This is a genomic window from Microbacterium sp. NPDC056234 (assembly GCF_042267585.1).
Classification (GTDB): Bacteria; Actinomycetota; Actinomycetes; order Actinomycetales; family Microbacteriaceae; genus Microbacterium.
Window position 1 is genome coordinate 198,200 of record NZ_JBHJTE010000003.1, and the last position, 15,949, is coordinate 214,148.

Genomic DNA, 15,949 nt, shown 5'->3' on the forward strand with positions numbered 1-15,949 from the left:
CTCAGGCATCCGATCCGAGAGCGTGAACGACCTCTGCCGTCGTCGGCATGGCCGTGGAGCATTCGCGCCGCGAAGCGACGATGGCACCCGCGACGTTGGCGAAGCGCAGCGTGCGATCGAGATCCCACCCGGCGAGAAGGCCGTGGCAGAGCGCCCCGCCGAAGGCGTCGCCTGCCCCCAGCCCATTGACGACATCGACCGGGTGCGGCGGCAATTCGACCTCTTCATCGCGGGTCTTCGCCAGCACCCCCTTCGGCCCCTGCTTGACGATCGCCAGCTCGGCTCCGCGCTCCAGCAGCGCATCCGCCGCCGCGCGCGGATCCGTCTCGCCCACAGCGACCTCGCACTCCTCGCGATTTCCGACGACGACCGTCACCGATTCGAGCAGAGGCCGGATCTGCGCAGAGGCTTCCTCGGCCGACTCCCAGAACATCGGACGGTAGTCGAGATCGAGAACGGTGTGCCTGCGCCCTGCGCGCGCTTCGAGCGCGGCATGATGCGCGGCCCGGCTGGGCTCCTGGCTCAGCCCTGTGACCGTGAGCCAGAGCAGATCGGCTCGTCGGACGGCGTCGAGGTCGAGCTGCGCCGTGTCCACATTCAGATCGGGGGCTTTGGGCGCGCGATAGAAGTAGAGAGGAAAGTCGTCGGGCGGGAAGATCTCGCAGAACGTGATCGGCGTCGGAAGCTCCGGGTCCGTGGCGACGAGGCCGGTGGACACGCCCAAACGGTCGAGCTCTCGCAGAAGATACCGCCCGAACGGATCGTCGCCGACCCTCGACACCAGCCCAGCTCGACGACCGTGACGAGCTGCCGCCACCGTCACATTGGCGGCGCTTCCGCCGAGATACTTGCCGAACGTCGAGACGTCCTCGAGGCCGACGCCGTCCTGCAAGGGGTAGAGGTCCACACCGAGCCGCCCCATCGCGAGCACTTCTGGTGCCGAGATCATTGCCATGTCCTAACAATAACACATACAGATGTTTTGGCTTTAGACTGTGTAGAGGATATGTAGCATTGGCGACACGGAAGCGATGACGCATGGGAAGAGGAACGATGGCCGGCGACGAGACCTACTGGCCGGCAGAGCTGTTCGCCGATCTGGACCGGACGGGCCCGGTGCCCCTGTATTACCAGGTGTCGACCCGTCTGGAGAAGGCCATCCAGTCCGGCACGATTCCCGCCGGCGCTCGCCTCGAGAACGAGATCGCCATCGCGCAGAAGCTCGGCTTGTCCCGACCCACGATCCGGCGCGCCATCCAGGAGCTCGTGGACAAGGGACTGCTCGTCCGCCGGCGCGGCATCGGGACGCAGGTCGTCCAAGGCCAGGCGGTGACGCGTCAGGTCGAACTCACCAGCCTCTACGAGGACCTCGCCAGCACGCATCACACCCCGGGCACCCGGGTGCTGGCACATGAGATCGTCCCCGCGACGGACGCGGTCGCCGCCGGGCTCGGCGTCGACCCCGGCACCGATGTCGTCTACATCCGCCGCCAACGCTCGACCGATGGGATCCCGGTCGCCGTGCTCGAGAACTACCTGCCGTCGGACTTCGCCGACATCACGACCGAACTGCTCGAGACACGCGGCCTCTACCAGGTGCTGCGAGCACGGGGCGTGGCGATCCGGGTCGCCAAACAGAAGATCGGCGCCCGCCGAGCCGCTGGAGACGAGAACACACTCCTCGACATCGACAAGGGCGGCCCCGTTCTCACGGTCGAGCGCATCGCTTTCGACGACTCCGGTCGGGCGTTCGAATACGGCCTGCACTGCTACCGACCGGACATGTACAGCTTCGAGACCACGCTCGTCGCGAAGTGACGACGGATCACGAGCGCGCGCTCTCCGCGCGCAGCGTGAGCGTCACCCGCCCAGGCGATCGTCCCGTGAGGTAGACCCGGTCGCCGGTCGCGGCATCCGTCGCACCGAGGAACGTGTAGTCCTCCCCCGGCCGATATCGGCCCACCCCGTCCGCCCGATAGTCCGCGTCGGCCTCGAACACGATCCGGCTGTCACCGCAGCGATACGAACCGGCGCCGGCCGTGAGGAGGGCTGTTCCGTCGCTCTGCAGATCGACGCCTTCGAAGGCGCCACCACGGAACGACAGCTCCAGCGCCCATGTGCACTCCGGCCCGTCGAATGCGATGGCGACCGAAGCACCGTCATCCGTGGCGACCACGTCCACGTCGGTCCGCAGTGCCACGGCGTCCGCGGCGCGGTCCGCGAACGACATAGACCCGAAGAAACGGCCGTCGTCGGTCAGGGCGTACTCCCCCGATGCGTTGCGCCGCACGGGGTCCATGGGCTGGTAATAGTTGGCGGATGCGGTCTCGCTCAGCCGATAGTGGCGGACACCATCGACGTGATCCGCCGCCGCTCGGTCGGCACGGAACGGACCGAGTCCGAAGAAGTCCCTCGAGAGCCGCATCGAGTCGAGGACCGCTGCGCCGGCGAACAGTCGCAGGAAGGTCGGATTGGTCGACAGCCCCGAACGGACGCGCCGGAACCGCGGGTAGTCGGAACCTCCGAAGACGACGAGTCGCCGTCGCGGGGTCGCATCGATCGCGAGCGCACTCTGGGCCCAATCCGCAGCCGCCTCTGGTTCGATCGCTTCAGGGAGCTGTTCGCCGCTGCGCGGCTCCAGCAGGAGATCGGCCAGCACGGATGCCGGGTGCACGATGCCCTGTTCCCTGGCGCGCTCGGCCGCCCAGGCGAAGTCTCCACGGTCGAGCAGAACCGCGAATCGGCGATACATCATCAGGTACGGCGACAGCGCGAAGCGCGAGAGCTGATCCTGACGTCGTGAATGCACGGTCTCCACCGTGCCGTCCGGGTGGATGAGCCCCAGCGTGCTCTCGAGATTGCGGACGACCGCAGCCCGCGCCTCCGCACTGTCGAACACGTCTGCGATCACCGTCAACGACGGATTGGAGACGTACGCGGCGTAATTCGCGCTGCGCTCGGAGTAGACGCCGTCGGCTGTGAGGTCCACTCCCTCGGCGAGCCATTCCGATGCGCGTGCGGCCAGCGCCGGCGATGGTCGACGCCGGTGCAGTCGTGCCAGCGCCGCCGTGATCTCCCAGCGATGGTTGGGCGTATGGACGCCGCCGACGAGCAGTGCCGGCTCGACCGCATCAGCGATCGCGTCCAGCTCGCCCGCCAGTGCCGAGGCCCCGGCGATCGACATGGCAGACCGGGTGGACCGCAACAGGTGGAGCGTGTCGCACAGATCGTTGACCGTGAAAGCGGAGTCCGGTGGCGAGTCGACGTTGCCCCCACCGATGAACAGTCCGCGCGGGCCCTGCCGACGTCGCAAGGCGAGGACGCTCTCGGTCGCCGTCTCGATGAGCTTCAGGTCACCCGCCCGCGACGAACGCGACCAGAGCGCCGCCACGACGAGGAGTTTGGCGCGATCCATCAGTTGCCGGTGGGTGAGGTCCGCGTCGAGCCCGCTCGCGAGCGCGCGGTTCACCTCGGCATCCACGGCCCGGCGCAACTCTTCCTCGAAGATGATGTCCGCCGCCATGTCAGTCCTTCAGACCCGAGTTGATGTCGGCATTCATGATCTGCCGCTGGAAGATCGCGAACAGGATCACCATCGGGATGAGGGAGATGACGGAGGCGGAGAGCAGCACCGACCAGTCGACGTTGTCCGCACCGACGATCGAACGCAGTGCCACCTGCAGGGTGTACTGCGACGGATCGCGCAGCACGATCAACGGCCAGATGTAGTCGTTCCACCGCCACTGGAAGGAGAAGATGGCCAGAACCACGGCGATCGGCTTCGCCAGCGGAAGCATGATCCGCCAGAATGCGCCGAACTCGCTCACGCCGTCGATACGCGCCGCTTCCAGCAGTTCGTCGGGGATCGTCTTGAAGTACTGCCGGAACATGAAGATGCCGGTCGCGGTGATGATCGACGGCACGATGATGCCGGCAAGGGTGTTGTACAGACCGAGGTCGCGCACGACAGCGAACGAGCTCGGCATGATCACCTCGGTGGGGAGCATGGTCGTTGCGAGGACGCAGATGAAGAACGCCTTCAGCCACCAGGAGTGATACTTCGCGAACGCGTAGCCGGTCATGGCGCTGACGGCCACCGTGAGCGCGGTCGTCACGACCGCGACGATCGACGTGTTCAGGAAGTACCGCGCGAAATCGAAGCGATTCCACGCCGTCACGTATCCGCTCACCGTCCAGTTCTCGGGGAACAGGGTGAGCGGAAGGCTGAAGAGCTCGGACCCCGGCTTGAAGGAACTGAGCAGGAACCAGGCCACGGGGATGAGGAAGCCGAGCGCCAGGAGCCAGAGCACCACCGTGCTGGTGATGCCGAGTCGTTTCGCTTTCATGCGAGATCGTTCCTCTTGTCGAAGCGCAACTGGATGATCGCGATGATGATGAGGATCACCATGAGGACCATGGACGCCGCACTGGCGTAGCCGACATCGGCCCGTTCGAATCCGGTGCGATAGATGTACTGGACCATGAACATGTTCGACGTGCCTGGCCCTCCGCCGTTCAGCGCCTGCACCATGGCGAACTCCTTCATCGAGCCGATGGTCGTCAGAAGGATCACCATGAACGAGGTCGGGCGCAGCAGCGGCAGGACGATGCGGTAGAACCGCTGCCAGCCATTGGCGCCGTCGAGCTGAGCCGCCTCGAGGTAGGACTGCGGGATGTTCCGGATCGCCGCGATGAACAGCAGCATGTTGAATGCCGTTCCGCCCCAGGTGCTGACGACGAGGATCAGCAGGAGCGCGAGGGTCGGATCGGTCTCCCAGTTGAGTCCGTTGCCGCCGAACGCCTCGATGAGGAAGTTGACCATCCCGAAGTTCTCGCCGAACAGCCACTTCCAGATGACACCTGCGACGATCGGCGAGATCAGCCACGGGAGGAAGAAGATGATCCGGGCGACGGACTTGCCCTTGGCGAGCGTGCTCGTCAGCAGAACGGCGATGCCGAGCGCCGCGATGAAATGGAGCGGAACCGAGAGCACGGTGTACAGGAATGTCCGCCCGAGGACGGCATAGAAATCGGGATCCTGTGCGAGCTCGACATAGTTGTCGGCGCCGATGAACTCCGGCGTCCCGACACCGGTGTAGTCCGTGAAGGAGTACCAGAGGCCCAATGCGCCCGGCCAGACGAAGAAGAGCGCGAACAGCACCACCGCGATCGCGATGAAGGAGAGCGGAGCCACGATGAACGTCGTGGAGCGCCGCCCGGGGCGGCGAACGCGTCGCGTTCGCCGCCCCGGGGTGATGAGCGCAGAGGTCTCGGCGCTGCGCCCATCGACGGTCTTGGTGGTGGACACGGTCACTCCAGAGCGCCCAGCTGGTCGCTGAACTGCGCGTTGATGCTGTCGATCGTCGCGGTCACGTCCTGCTCGCCGTTGAGGTACTTGACCGTCTCGTCGCGGACCGGGTCACCTTCGGTGGTCACTCCCTGGGCGCCGTACTGCAGCTCCATGGCCTTGATGTCCCCGACGATGGCGGGAGATGCCGCGATGTCCTGGTTGTAGATGTCGAACGCATCGGCATGCGCCGCGTATTCGATGTCCAGCCCATCGATCGCAGGGATGAACGACGACGTCTCGGAGAGCTCCGTGTAGTTCTCCGGCTCGTACAGCCACTCGATGAAGTCGTGCGCCGCTTCCTGCTGCGGCCCTTCGAAGACGACGATCGACGCTGCATTGCCGTAGTTCGTCGCCCGCTCCTTCTCGGTCGGCATGTAGACGGATGCCCACTCGAAGTCGGCGATGTTGACCGCGAAGTCGGCGATCTGCCAGGAGCCCGACACGTACGACACGACATCACCGCTCTTGAACAGTGCGTTGCCGTCGGCATCCGACAGCCAGACGGAGCGCGGCATGAACGAATCGTCGTTCAGATCGTTGAAGAACTCCAGGGCGCGCGTGGTGTCGTCGTTCGTGCTGAATTCGCCGTCATCGTTCGGCTGGAAGTAGTCCGAGCCGAACTCGTACATCAGCGCCTTCAGGCGGTGCGACGACTTGTCCATCACCATGCCGTAGCTGGTACCGGTCGCCGCCTGCACCTGCTTGACCGCTGCGACGTACTCCTCCCAGGTCCAGATGTCGTCCTCGCTGGTCGGATACGCCACGCCCGCCTCGTCGAAGAGGGTCTTGTTGATGAACAGGCCGACCGCGGTGATGTCCGACGGGAGGGAGATGACCTTGTCGCCGTCCCAATCGCTCAACTCGGTTCGGATCTCGCTGCCCTCGGTGATGTCGGTCAGATCCACCGTGGCGCCGCGCCACACAGGATCGACGGCACCGACCCTGGCGATGGCCGGGAGATCGTTCGCCTGCGCGGAGTTGCGGAGCTTGGTGGCGAGGTCGTCGTTGGCGATGTCGACGATCTCGACCTCGACTCCGGTCTCCTCCTCGTACTTCTCAGCCATATGGGCGTATCCGCCGCCCTGGTTCGCATCTCCCGAGAGGAAGAACTGGATCGGCTCATCCGATGAGCCGGCGTCCGTCGAGCTGCTGCAGCCCGCGAGCGAGACCGCTGCCGCGGCCACAGCGGCGAGTGCGACGGCGGACCGCAAGGGGGTCTTTCCTGAACGCTTCATTGTGGTTCCTTTCGCCCGGACGACCGGGCCAACGTCATCGTCGAGTTCACGAACGTTTCGGGTGCTGTGAAGGCGCCCGATGCAACGGGTTCGGCAACCGGCGCTGATATGATGTTAGGACATTAATGCAAAGTTGACAACGACATCTTGGAGAGCGTTCTCCAATGACGCTCGTCCCCCGCTCTCTGACGAGGAGACCATGGACATCTCGACCACTCGGCCCGGGGCCGGATCGTTGCCCGCACGAGCGCGGATGCACTCTGACGCGCCGCAGCAGTCTCTCGCGGGCGTCTGGCGCTTCCGGGTCTCGCCGTCGCTGCGCAGTGCACCGGACGACTGGCGCACGGCCGACACCGACGCGTGGGGGAACATCGAGGTTCCCGGGCACTGGAACCTGCAGGGATACGGCTCCCCCGCCTACTCCAACGTGCAGATGCCGTTCCCTGTCGATCCGCCGTTCGCGCCTGACAAGAACCCCATCGGCGACTACCGGCGGGAGTTCGCAGCCTCTGCCGAAGTACTGGCGCACCCGGTGCAGTGGCTGCGGTTCGACGGTATCGAGTCGGCCGCGGAGATCTGGCTGAACGACGTACTGCTCGGCACGACCCGAGGAAGCCGCCTGACGCACGAGTTCGATGTCACCGGCATCCTGACACCGGAGACGAACAGACTGGCGATCCGGGTGGCACAGTTCAGTGACGCCACCTACCTCGAGAACCAGGACATGTGGTGGCTGCCCGGGATCTTCCGCGACGTCACCCTGCTCGCCCGTCCCGCCGGCGGCATCCGCGATGTGTTCGCCCGCGCCGACTTCGACCCGCTGACGGGGACGGGCACGGTGATGCTGGACGTGGATGCCACCGCGAGCGCCCGCTTGAGCATCCCTGAGCTGGGGATCGATCAGGCGGCAGCCGGAGCCATCCCGGTCGGCGCGGTCCACCCGTGGTCCGCCGAGCAGCCGCGCCTCTACGACGCGGTCATCGCCACGGAGGCCGAATCGGTGGCGCTGCGTCTGGGATTCCGACGGGTGGAGGTGCGCGACGCCGAGCTGCTCGTGAACGGAGTGCCGATCATGCTGCGCGGCGTCAACCGTCATGAGCACCGCGCGCGTCACGGCCGCGTGTTCGATCACGACGTCGCACGCGAGGAACTGCTGCTGATGAAGCGGCACAACATCAACGCTGTCCGCACCTCGCACTACCCGCCGCACCCCGAAGTGCTCGACCTGTTCGATGAACTCGGATTCTGGATCATCGACGAGTGCGACCTCGAGACGCACGGCTTCGAGCACGTCGGCTGGCGGGCCAACCCGAGCGCGAACCCGATCTGGAAAGAGGCGTTCCTCGACCGGATCGTGCGGACTGTCCGGCGCGACCAGAACCACCCGAGCGTGATCATGTGGTCGCTGGGCAACGAAGCGCACGTCGGCGAGAACCTCGAGGCGATGGCCGGCTGGGCCAAGGCTGCTGACCCGAGCCGGTTGATCCACTACGAGGGCGACCGGGACAGCCGCTACGTCGACGTGTACTCGCGCATGTACGCCCCGCACGACGAGGTCCGCGAGATCGGCGAGGAGACGCTCGAGCCCGCTCCTCTGAACGCGACGGCGTCGGAGCTCCACCGCCGCTCGCTGCCGTTCCTCCAGTGCGAGTTCGCGCACGCCATGGGAACGGGACCCGGTGGCCTGCAGGAGTACTGGGATCTCTTCGAGGAGTACCCGCGTCTGGCGGGCGGGTTCGTGTGGGAGTGGATCGAGCACGGAATCGCGGTCGACGACCCGGACGGCACGAGTCGCATCCTGTACGGCGGCGACTTCGGCGAGATCGTCCACGACGGCAACTTCGTGATCGACGGGCTGGTTGATGCCGAGAGAAACCCTCGTCCGGGGTTGCTGCATTACGCCGCTGTGATCGCGCCGGTGGTGTTCACGATCGATGCGCAGCGGCGAACGGTTCGCATCGAGAACAGGTACGACGTGCTCGGTCTCGATCATGTCTCAGTGCGCTTCTCCCGTGTCGTCGACGGCGACGTGCGAGCGTCCGGCTCGCTGGATATCGTCGCCTGCCCCGCCAGGACGAGCGTCGTCGTCGATCTTCCCGATGCATGCCGTGCGGACGAGGCTTCCCTCGTCGCGGACGTCATCACTGTGGAGGCTGTGACGCGAGCGGATTCCCCCTGGGCCGCGGCCGGCCACGTGCTCGCGAGCGGCCAGGACGTGCGAGCTGGACGACCGGCGGCTGTCGTGGTGACGGACGCGGCCAGGACGGACCGAGTGGGGTCCGCTCGTTTCGATCCGCACACGGGGCAGTTGATCCGCCTCGGCGCACTCGAGCTCAGCGGCCCCACGGTCGGGCTCTGGCGCGCGCCGACGGACAACGATCGCGACCTCGGCGATGACGAACCCGACCTCCCCCCGTACGCCGAGCGATGGCGCGCCGCGGGCATCGACCGCCTCATGACGCGGCTGCAGGATGTCGACGTGTCGGGGTCCGCCTTGGTCGTGCGCGCACGGACGGGCACGCCGATCCTGGACAGCTCCGTCGATACCGTGTTCTCCTGGACCGCTGCCGGGGACGCCGTACGACTGGACGTGCAGATCGATCCGAACAGGACCTGGACGACCGAGTGGGCACGGTTGGGCCTCGATCTCGTGCTCGCCGCCAGGCCGCTCGGCGCGGAGATAGCCGGGTACGGACCGATGCCCAGCTATCCGGACCTGCGCTCGGGCGCGCGGTTCGGGTGGTGGAGCATCGGCGCCGACGAGCTCACCGTCGACAACGTGCGTCCGCAGGAGAGCGGGTCGCGCATGGGCGTTCGCGAGGCGCGGATCCGCACCGACCACGGCATCCTGCACATGTCGACGCTGGATCAGCCGTTCGCGCTCACCGTGTCGAAGCACAGCCGCGAGACTCTGGCCCGCACCGCGCACAACTGGGAGCTGCCGGACGAGCATCGCACTTTCGTGTCGCTCGACCTCGCCCAATCGGGCGTCGGCACCGCGACCTGCGGGCCGGGCGTGCTGCCCCACTACCGCCTGCCCGCCCGGTCGGGGAGGCTCTCGCTTCTGCTTCGCCACGAACCGGCCTGATCTCGAAGGACACGCCATGACCGCTGAGAACACCGCCCAAGCGCGCCTCGACCCGAGCCGCGAGATCGCCGACATCGATCGTCGCCTGTTCGGCGGCTTCGTCGAACACCTCGGACGCCACATCTACGACGGCATCTTCGAGCCGGAGCACCCGAGTGCCGACGAGGAGGGCTTCCGCACCGACGTGATCGACCTCGTCAAGGAGCTCGGCGTCTCGACGATCCGCTACCCCGGAGGCAACTTCGTTTCGGCGTATCGGTGGGAGGACGGGATCGGCCCGAAGGATCAACGCCCCACCCGCCTCGATCTCGCATGGCACTCGACCGAGACGAACGAGGTCGGACTTCACGAATTCCAAGCGTGGTTGGATCGTGTCGGCAGCGATCTGATGCTCGCCGTCAACCTCGGGACTCGGGGCACGGAGGAGGCGCTGGACCTGCTCGAATACGCGAACGCGGACACCAGGACCCGCTGGACGGAGCAGCGCGCCCGGAACGGACGCTCGACGCCGTTCGGCGTGAAGATGTGGTGCCTCGGCAATGAGATGGACGGGCCGTGGCAGGTCGGCCACCGCAACGCCGACGACTACGGCAAACTCGCCTCGCGCACGGCGAAGGCGATGCGCATGCTGGATCCGGGAGTCGAACTGGTCGCCTGCGGCTCATCAGGACGCGACATGCCGACGTTCGGCTCGTGGGAGCGCCAGGTTCTGGATCACACGTTCGACGATGTCGACTTCATCTCCTGCCACTCCTATTACCAGGAGCGCGGGGGCGATGCACAGGAGTTCCTCACGTCCGGTGCCGACATGGCGCTGTTCATCGAATCCGTCGTCGCCATCGTGGACAGCGTCGCGGCCACGAAGAAGAGCGACAAGCGCATCATGATCTCCTTCGACGAATGGAACGTCTGGTATCTCTTCAAGGAGGACGGCACGGAGTCGGGGCACGAGTTCAAGGGCGGTGCGTGGCCGGTCGCCCCTCGTCTGCTCGAAGATCAGTACAGCGCGCTGGATGCCGTGGTCTTCGGCGATCTGCTCATCACGCTGCTGCAGCACGCCGACCGGGTGCGCAGCGCGTCGCTCGCGCAGCTGGTGAACGTCATCGCGCCCATCATGACCGAACCGGGCGGACCGGCGTGGCGACAGACGACGTTCTACCCCTTCTCGATCACCTCTCGCCTCGCCGACGGGACAGCCGTGCACGTGCCGGTGGAGTGCGGCACCGTCGCTTCGAAGAAGCTCGGCGACGTGGCCGCGGTGAATGCCGTGGCGACGATCGACGGCGATGGCGTCTCGCTGTTCGCGGTGAACCGTTCGCTGACGACGGCGGCCGCCCTGCGCGTGGATCTTGCGCCCCTCTCGCCCCAATTGGGCAGGGACGTGTCGATCATCGAGTCCCACCTGCTCCATGAGGACGACATGTACGCGCGCAACGTCCTGGGCGATGTCGAGCGCGTCGGCGTCCGGGCAGCCGATGCGGCAGTCGCCGACGGCATCCTGACGATCGATCTGCCCGCCGTGTCCTGGATCGCGATCCGTCTGGCGTGAGAGGACGATGAGGGGCCGCGGACACTGCCCGCGGCCCCCCATCGTGCGCGGATCACCTCAGCCCTTGCCCCCGTTCACGTGCACGCCGCCCTTGCCGTCGATGGCGACCTTGGCGTTCATCGCCGCCGCGAGGTCGATACGCTGCCACGATGCCGTCGAATGCACGCTGAGGTCGAGCGGATAGCCGGAGTCGATCGCGGTCTGCTCGAGCACCTGGATGCGCTGCCCCTCGGTGAGGGTCGGATGACTGGAGATGAGCAGGGCGGCCGCGACGCGCGGTACATCCATGTCCACACCGCCCTGACCGATCTGCTCGAAGCCGTAGGTGAGGCGATCGCGGTAGAGCTCCTTCGCGTCCTTCGCCTTCAGGTAGGGAGTGTCCCTGGCGATGCAGGTCTTCAGCGCGGCCCCGCACTCGTCCTCGAGCACTGAGTGGAGCTCGAGACTCGCCGCCTCCAGCAACTCGCGGAACTCCGGATCGGCCCATCGCTTGGCGATGGCCGCTTGGCCCATCATCCGTCCGCCGATGACGTCGAGCGGATAGTGCATCGCCATGACGACGCGATAGTTGCCTGACTCGGACGTGCGCGCCAGGATCTGCGCCGAGAGCTCGGGAAGCAGCGTCGCGAGCAGGGTCCCCTGCCAGTACGCCTGGTTCGTGTGACCACTCGGATAGGAGCCGCTGGTCGAGCTGTAGGCGTCACCGCCTTCCTTGTCCCGGTAGACGACCTCATCCGGCGCGACGATGTACGGGCGGTCGTAGTCGAAGTATTCCTTTGACGGATTCGTCGACTCGCTCTGTGCGCGGCCGCCGTCCTTGTGGATCAATTCCACGGTCTTGGGGAGGCGCCCCTCCTCCCAGGCTGCTTGGTAGATCGCACCGAGGTGCTCCCCGAGCGCATCGCCCATGGTGTACGACATGTCGCCGTACTCATCGATGATCGCTGCGGCAGATTCCTCCTGGCCCGCGTTCTGATTGATATCGAGCGTCTGGGCGAGATTCTCTTCGAGCACCTCGGGGTGGCTCGACTCCAGCGTGGCGAATCCGGCGAGGAGCGGAACGTAGTCGACGGTGCGATCCGATTCGTACGCCGTCTCGAGCTGCTCGGCAGTGAATGCCTCAGGGACGGGAGATGCCGTCACGGGCGGACGCCCGCCCGTGCCTTGCTCGTTCCACGGTGCGCATCCCGTCAGCGCGACGGATGCCGCGAGCACGACGGCCAGCGCCGTGGCGGGGCGGTTGCGGGCGGTGGTCCTCATCTTCGAGTGCTGCATGTCCTGCCTTTCATGGGGCATCGGCCCGTAGATCCTTAAATTGCTTGCACATCTTATTGTCCATACATAGAACGGGCAAGATCGAGACACTGTTGCGCAGGAGGCTATTCGTGCATATCCATTCGGCCTAGCGAGAATAGTCAGCGCTTTGTAGGGTGTCCGGGACAGAAGTCACCGACGCAGAAATCATCTGGAGGATGATCGATGGAGATCACACGACGAACCGTACTGACCGGAGCCGCAGTGCTCAGCGCCGCGGCTGCGGTGGGAATCCCGACCGGCGCGCAGGCATCCACGACGACCGCCGGGCAGGCGCAGCCGGCGGAGAAGCCGGCACCGGTCGAACGCTGGGGAATGCACGAGATCGTGCTCAGCGGCCCCGACAAGGGGAACCCCTTCGTCGATGTCACACTCGCTGCCGTCTTCCGCCGAGCGGACCAGGCGATCACGGTGCCCGGCTTCTACGACGGCGGTGGCACGTACCGCATCCGGTTCTCACCGCCCGAGACCGGCGAGTGGAAGTGGAGCATCGAGAGCAACGTCCGCGCGATGCGCAAGTCCGGCAAGGTCACGGTCGTCGACCCTTCGGAAGGCAACCACGGCCCGGTGCAGGTGTCGCAGGACGGATACCACTTCATCCATGCGGACGGCTCTGCCTACCACCAGATCGGCACCACCTCGTACTCCTGGGCGCAGCAACCCGAGGACAAGGTCCAGAAGACGCTCGAGACGCTGAGCACGTCGCCGTTCAACAAGATCCGGATGCTGTTCTTCCCGAACGTCCCCTCCGAATCGGTCGACCCGTTCGTGCGCACCGGCCCCGGGCCGAGGGACTGGGACCCGACACGCTTCGACCCCGCATACTTCCGCCGGTACGAGAGCCGGATCGCGAGCCTGCTGCAGCTCGGCATCCAGGCCGACGTCGTCCTCTTCCAGCCCTACAAGGCCGACATCGGGTTCTCCGATATGGCCCGCGCGGACGACGAGAGGTACATCCGCTACATCACAGCGCGTTTCGGCGCATTCCGGAACGTGTGGTGGTCGATGGCCAACGAATACGACGACAACGAGACCAAGACGCTGGACGACTGGAATCACCTGGGCGACTTCCTCAAGAGCGTCGATCCGCACGGGCGCCTGCGCTCGATCCACAACAAGAACATCTACTACGACGCCCGCAAGGACTGGGTCACGCACGCCAGCATTCAGAGCTCAGGTGCTGCCATGGACGGCATCCGGGCGCATCTGCACCGCCAGTTCGCGCTCAAGCCGGTGGTGTTCGACGAAGTCGCCTACGAGGGCAACATCGACGCGCGCTGGGGCCAGCTGTCGGGCGAGGTGATGACGAGTCGGTTCTGGAACACGTTCGTCGGCGGCACGTACTGCGGCCACGGCGAGACGCTCAACGAGGCCCAGAGCCCGAGCACCTCGTGGCTCGGGCAGGGCGGCACCCTGAACGGCACCAGCGCTCCGCGTCTCGCCTTCCTGAAACAGATCATGGCCGACGGACCGGCCACGGGGATCAACGCGCTCCAGCCGGATTGGGGCTACGACATCGGCGGTGTCGACAGTCAGTACTACATGAAGTACTTCGGCGCGAGCACCCCGACGGAATGGAACGCGTTGCTGCCGAGCGGTGCCGGGGCGTCCTACAACGTGGACGTCATCGACACCTGGAACATGACCGTCACCCCGATCGGCGTCTTCTCGCTGGCCAAGGCCACCGGTGGCGCGCAGGATCCGGCGCGTCCGAAGATCCAACTGCCAGGAAGTCCTTGGATCGCGGTGAGATTCACTCGGATCTGATCGACCGTCGGGGTGGGTCGCCCGGAGGGCCCGCCCCGGCGTCCCGGCGCGCGGCGTCAGAGACCTCGGGTGCAGCCGGCTCGCGTGCCGTGCTACAGCACGTCGGCGATCGTCGCGAACGTCCGGTCCGGGTCCTCGAGGTGCATATCGTGATGGATGCCGGCGAGGCGGCGGATCCCCCACCCTTCGCGTTCGAGAGCTGCTGCCATCGAGTCCGACAGCACGGCAGGCGAGTCGTCGGAGAGGACGATGGTCGACGGGACCTCCGGCGGCGCGATGGAGATCGGATGGAAGGCCACCTCACGGAAGACGCCCGTGGCCATCGTGGCGTCGAACTGCTGGCGGCTCTGGGTCAAGAGGTCGCGGACGCTCGGGTCGTAAGCAGCGCGCTGCGCGGAGCTTCGGCGGGCCTGGAGCAGTCCCATCACGCCCAGCGAAAGGGGCGGGACCGCCCAGAATGCCCGTCCCGCGAAGCCCGTGGTCGGGAGGGAGAGCCCGAAACCCGGGTCGAGGTAGATCGCGTGCTCCGGCTGAAGGCGTCCGACGGCTCGCACCAGCACCGATCCTCCGAGCGAGTGCCCGACGACGCTGTGCAGCCCGCGAGGGAGCGTCTCCGCGACGTCGGCTGCGAGGTCCTCGAGCAGGTAGGACGATGCGCGTTCGCTCTCGCCGTGCCCGCGCATGTCGACCGTCGTCACGGTGTAACGGCCGGCATCCCGCATCCGATCGACGAGCGGCTGCCACGTGGTGCCGGCCGCACCGAGTCCATGGATCAATCCGACGTGGACAGGGCCGGAACCGGTCGTGCTGGTGTGGAGTCGCATCTGGACATTCTGCAGGACGCGCGCGTCGATTCAGCGCCAGTGCCGAGACGCCGTCGGCCTGTTAGATTCGGCGCCATGGACGCCGTCGAAGTCATCGTCGCTCACAGCCAACGCGCGACGCTGCGCGTCGGCGACGTCTTCCTCAAGGTCGATGGCGACCGAGCGCACGCCGACATCGAGATGAAGGCGATGGCCCTGGCTCCGATACCGACCCCGGCGATCCGCTGGCATGAGCCGCCTGTGCTCGCGATATCCGCTGTCCCCGGCAGAGCGCTCGGCGTCCTGGGCGAGCCTTCCACGGCATCCGCTGCGGCCTGGGCGGCGGCGGGCGCCGCGATTCGAAAGCTGCACGATGCGCCACTGCCGCCATGGCCGGGCCCTCGCGTCGAGGATCTGCGGGCGGAACTCGAGACCGAATGCGCCTGGCTGCTCGCCCACGCTCCGCTGTCCGCCGACGTGATCGCGCATAACCGTGCCATCGCCGAGGTCGCGCTTCGGCCGTGGAAGCCGGTGTTCACGCATGGCGACCTGCAGATCACTCACGTGTTCGTCGACGGCGACGAGGTGACCGGCGTGATCGATTGGTCCGAAGCCGCCCCGGGCGACGCCATGTTCGATCTCGCCATCCTCACGCTCGGTCATGAAGAGCGTCTGGAGGACCTGCTCGTCGGATACGGCGCCGACGTGGACCGGGACGTGATCAGGGCGTGGTGGTCGCTGCGCAGCCTGGTCGCCTCGCGCTGGCTGATCGAGCACGGGTTCGATCCGGACTCTCCGGGGGCCGAGTTCGACGTGCTCCGAGCTCGGATGTGAGCGCGCGGT

General features: G+C 66.4%; 12 protein-coding genes. 5 read left to right on the top strand and 7 right to left on the bottom strand.

Going from position 1 to position 15,949, the window contains the following annotated elements; all coding sequences use genetic code 11:
• Window position 1: 1 nt before the first annotated feature.
• On the bottom strand, window positions 2–949 hold the full coding sequence (gene iolC, locus ACFCYE_RS10390; protein ID WP_376178993.1) for a 5-dehydro-2-deoxygluconokinase: 948 nt from the start codon (window positions 947–949) through the stop codon (window positions 2–4).
• A 104-nt stretch (window positions 950–1,053) separates the two neighbouring features.
• On the opposite strand from iolC, the gene ACFCYE_RS10395 reads away from it, so the two are divergent.
• On the top strand, window positions 1,054–1,818 hold the full coding sequence (locus tag ACFCYE_RS10395) for a GntR family transcriptional regulator (RefSeq protein ID WP_376178995.1): 765 nt from the start codon (window positions 1,054–1,056) through the stop codon (window positions 1,816–1,818).
• Window positions 1,819–1,825: 7 nt separating this feature from the next.
• On the opposite strand, the gene ACFCYE_RS10400 is transcribed toward ACFCYE_RS10395, so the two are convergent.
• The 4 genes from ACFCYE_RS10400 to ACFCYE_RS10415 are packed head-to-tail and all read right to left on the bottom strand — an operon-like array spanning window position 1,826 to window position 6,585.
• Window positions 1,826–3,523, bottom strand: a complete 1,698-nt coding sequence (locus ACFCYE_RS10400; RefSeq protein WP_376178483.1) for a hypothetical protein — start codon at window positions 3,521–3,523, stop codon at window positions 1,826–1,828.
• A 1-nt stretch (window position 3,524) separates the two neighbouring features.
• Window positions 3,525–4,346, bottom strand: a complete 822-nt coding sequence (locus ACFCYE_RS10405; protein WP_376178485.1) for a carbohydrate ABC transporter permease — start codon at window positions 4,344–4,346, stop codon at window positions 3,525–3,527.
• Window positions 4,343–5,308, bottom strand: a complete 966-nt coding sequence (locus tag ACFCYE_RS10410; protein WP_376178486.1) for a carbohydrate ABC transporter permease — start codon at window positions 5,306–5,308, stop codon at window positions 4,343–4,345. The genes ACFCYE_RS10405 and ACFCYE_RS10410 overlap by 4 nt, the downstream gene beginning before the upstream one ends.
• Window positions 5,309–5,310: 2 nt before the next feature.
• On the bottom strand, window positions 5,311–6,585 hold the full coding sequence (locus ACFCYE_RS10415; RefSeq protein WP_376178488.1) for an ABC transporter substrate-binding protein: 1,275 nt from the start codon (window positions 6,583–6,585) through the stop codon (window positions 5,311–5,313).
• A 253-nt stretch (window positions 6,586–6,838) separates the two neighbouring features.
• Here ACFCYE_RS10415 and ACFCYE_RS10420 point away from each other — a divergent pair, with 253 nt between their 5' ends.
• Complete coding sequence (locus ACFCYE_RS10420; protein WP_376178490.1) at window positions 6,839–9,673, top strand: glycoside hydrolase family 2 TIM barrel-domain containing protein; 2,835 nt, start codon at window positions 6,839–6,841, stop codon at window positions 9,671–9,673.
• A gap of 16 nt (window positions 9,674–9,689) precedes the next feature.
• Complete coding sequence (locus tag ACFCYE_RS10425; RefSeq protein ID WP_376178492.1) at window positions 9,690–11,222, top strand: alpha-N-arabinofuranosidase; 1,533 nt, start codon at window positions 9,690–9,692, stop codon at window positions 11,220–11,222.
• Between the two features lie 57 nt (window positions 11,223–11,279).
• Here ACFCYE_RS10425 and ACFCYE_RS10430 read toward each other — a convergent pair whose 3' ends face one another.
• Window positions 11,280–12,482 carry a phosphatase PAP2 family protein gene (locus ACFCYE_RS10430; protein ID WP_376178494.1) on the bottom strand — a complete coding sequence of 401 codons (1,203 nt, stop codon included), beginning with the start codon at window positions 12,480–12,482 and terminating at the stop codon, window positions 11,280–11,282.
• 219 nt (window positions 12,483–12,701) lie between these two features.
• Between ACFCYE_RS10430 and ACFCYE_RS10435 the strand changes: the two genes are divergently transcribed.
• Entirely contained in the window at window positions 12,702–14,303 is a 1,602-nt protein-coding gene (locus ACFCYE_RS10435; RefSeq protein WP_376178495.1) for a DUF5060 domain-containing protein, read from the top strand.
• A 92-nt stretch (window positions 14,304–14,395) separates the two neighbouring features.
• On the opposite strand, the gene ACFCYE_RS10440 is transcribed toward ACFCYE_RS10435, so the two are convergent.
• Complete coding sequence (locus ACFCYE_RS10440) at window positions 14,396–15,127, bottom strand: alpha/beta fold hydrolase (RefSeq protein ID WP_376178497.1); 732 nt, start codon at window positions 15,125–15,127, stop codon at window positions 14,396–14,398.
• Between the two features lie 75 nt (window positions 15,128–15,202).
• Here ACFCYE_RS10440 and ACFCYE_RS10445 point away from each other — a divergent pair, with 75 nt between their 5' ends.
• A complete protein-coding gene (locus tag ACFCYE_RS10445) occupies window positions 15,203–15,940 on the top strand; it encodes a phosphotransferase family protein (protein WP_376178499.1) in 738 nt (245 codons plus the stop codon).
• Window positions 15,941–15,949: the final 9 nt, after the last annotated feature.

Coding starts and splice junctions, on each gene's coding strand:
- iolC (WP_376178993.1), bottom strand. CDS start 949: ATGATCTCGGCACCAGAAGTGCTCGCGATGGGGCGGCTCGGTGTGGAC.
- ACFCYE_RS10395 (WP_376178995.1), top strand. CDS start 1,054: ATGGCCGGCGACGAGACCTACTGGCCGGCAGAGCTGTTCGCCGATCTG.
- ACFCYE_RS10400 (WP_376178483.1), bottom strand. CDS start 3,523: ATGGCGGCGGACATCATCTTCGAGGAAGAGTTGCGCCGGGCCGTGGAT.
- ACFCYE_RS10405 (WP_376178485.1), bottom strand. CDS start 4,346: ATGAAAGCGAAACGACTCGGCATCACCAGCACGGTGGTGCTCTGGCTC.
- ACFCYE_RS10415 (WP_376178488.1), bottom strand. CDS start 6,585: ATGAAGCGTTCAGGAAAGACCCCCTTGCGGTCCGCCGTCGCACTCGCC.
- ACFCYE_RS10420 (WP_376178490.1), top strand. CDS start 6,839: ATGCACTCTGACGCGCCGCAGCAGTCTCTCGCGGGCGTCTGGCGCTTC.
- ACFCYE_RS10425 (WP_376178492.1), top strand. CDS start 9,690: ATGACCGCTGAGAACACCGCCCAAGCGCGCCTCGACCCGAGCCGCGAG.
- ACFCYE_RS10430 (WP_376178494.1), bottom strand. CDS start 12,482: ATGAGGACCACCGCCCGCAACCGCCCCGCCACGGCGCTGGCCGTCGTG.
- ACFCYE_RS10435 (WP_376178495.1), top strand. CDS start 12,702: ATGGAGATCACACGACGAACCGTACTGACCGGAGCCGCAGTGCTCAGC.
- ACFCYE_RS10440 (WP_376178497.1), bottom strand. CDS start 15,127: ATGCGACTCCACACCAGCACGACCGGTTCCGGCCCTGTCCACGTCGGA.
- ACFCYE_RS10445 (WP_376178499.1), top strand. CDS start 15,203: ATGGACGCCGTCGAAGTCATCGTCGCTCACAGCCAACGCGCGACGCTG.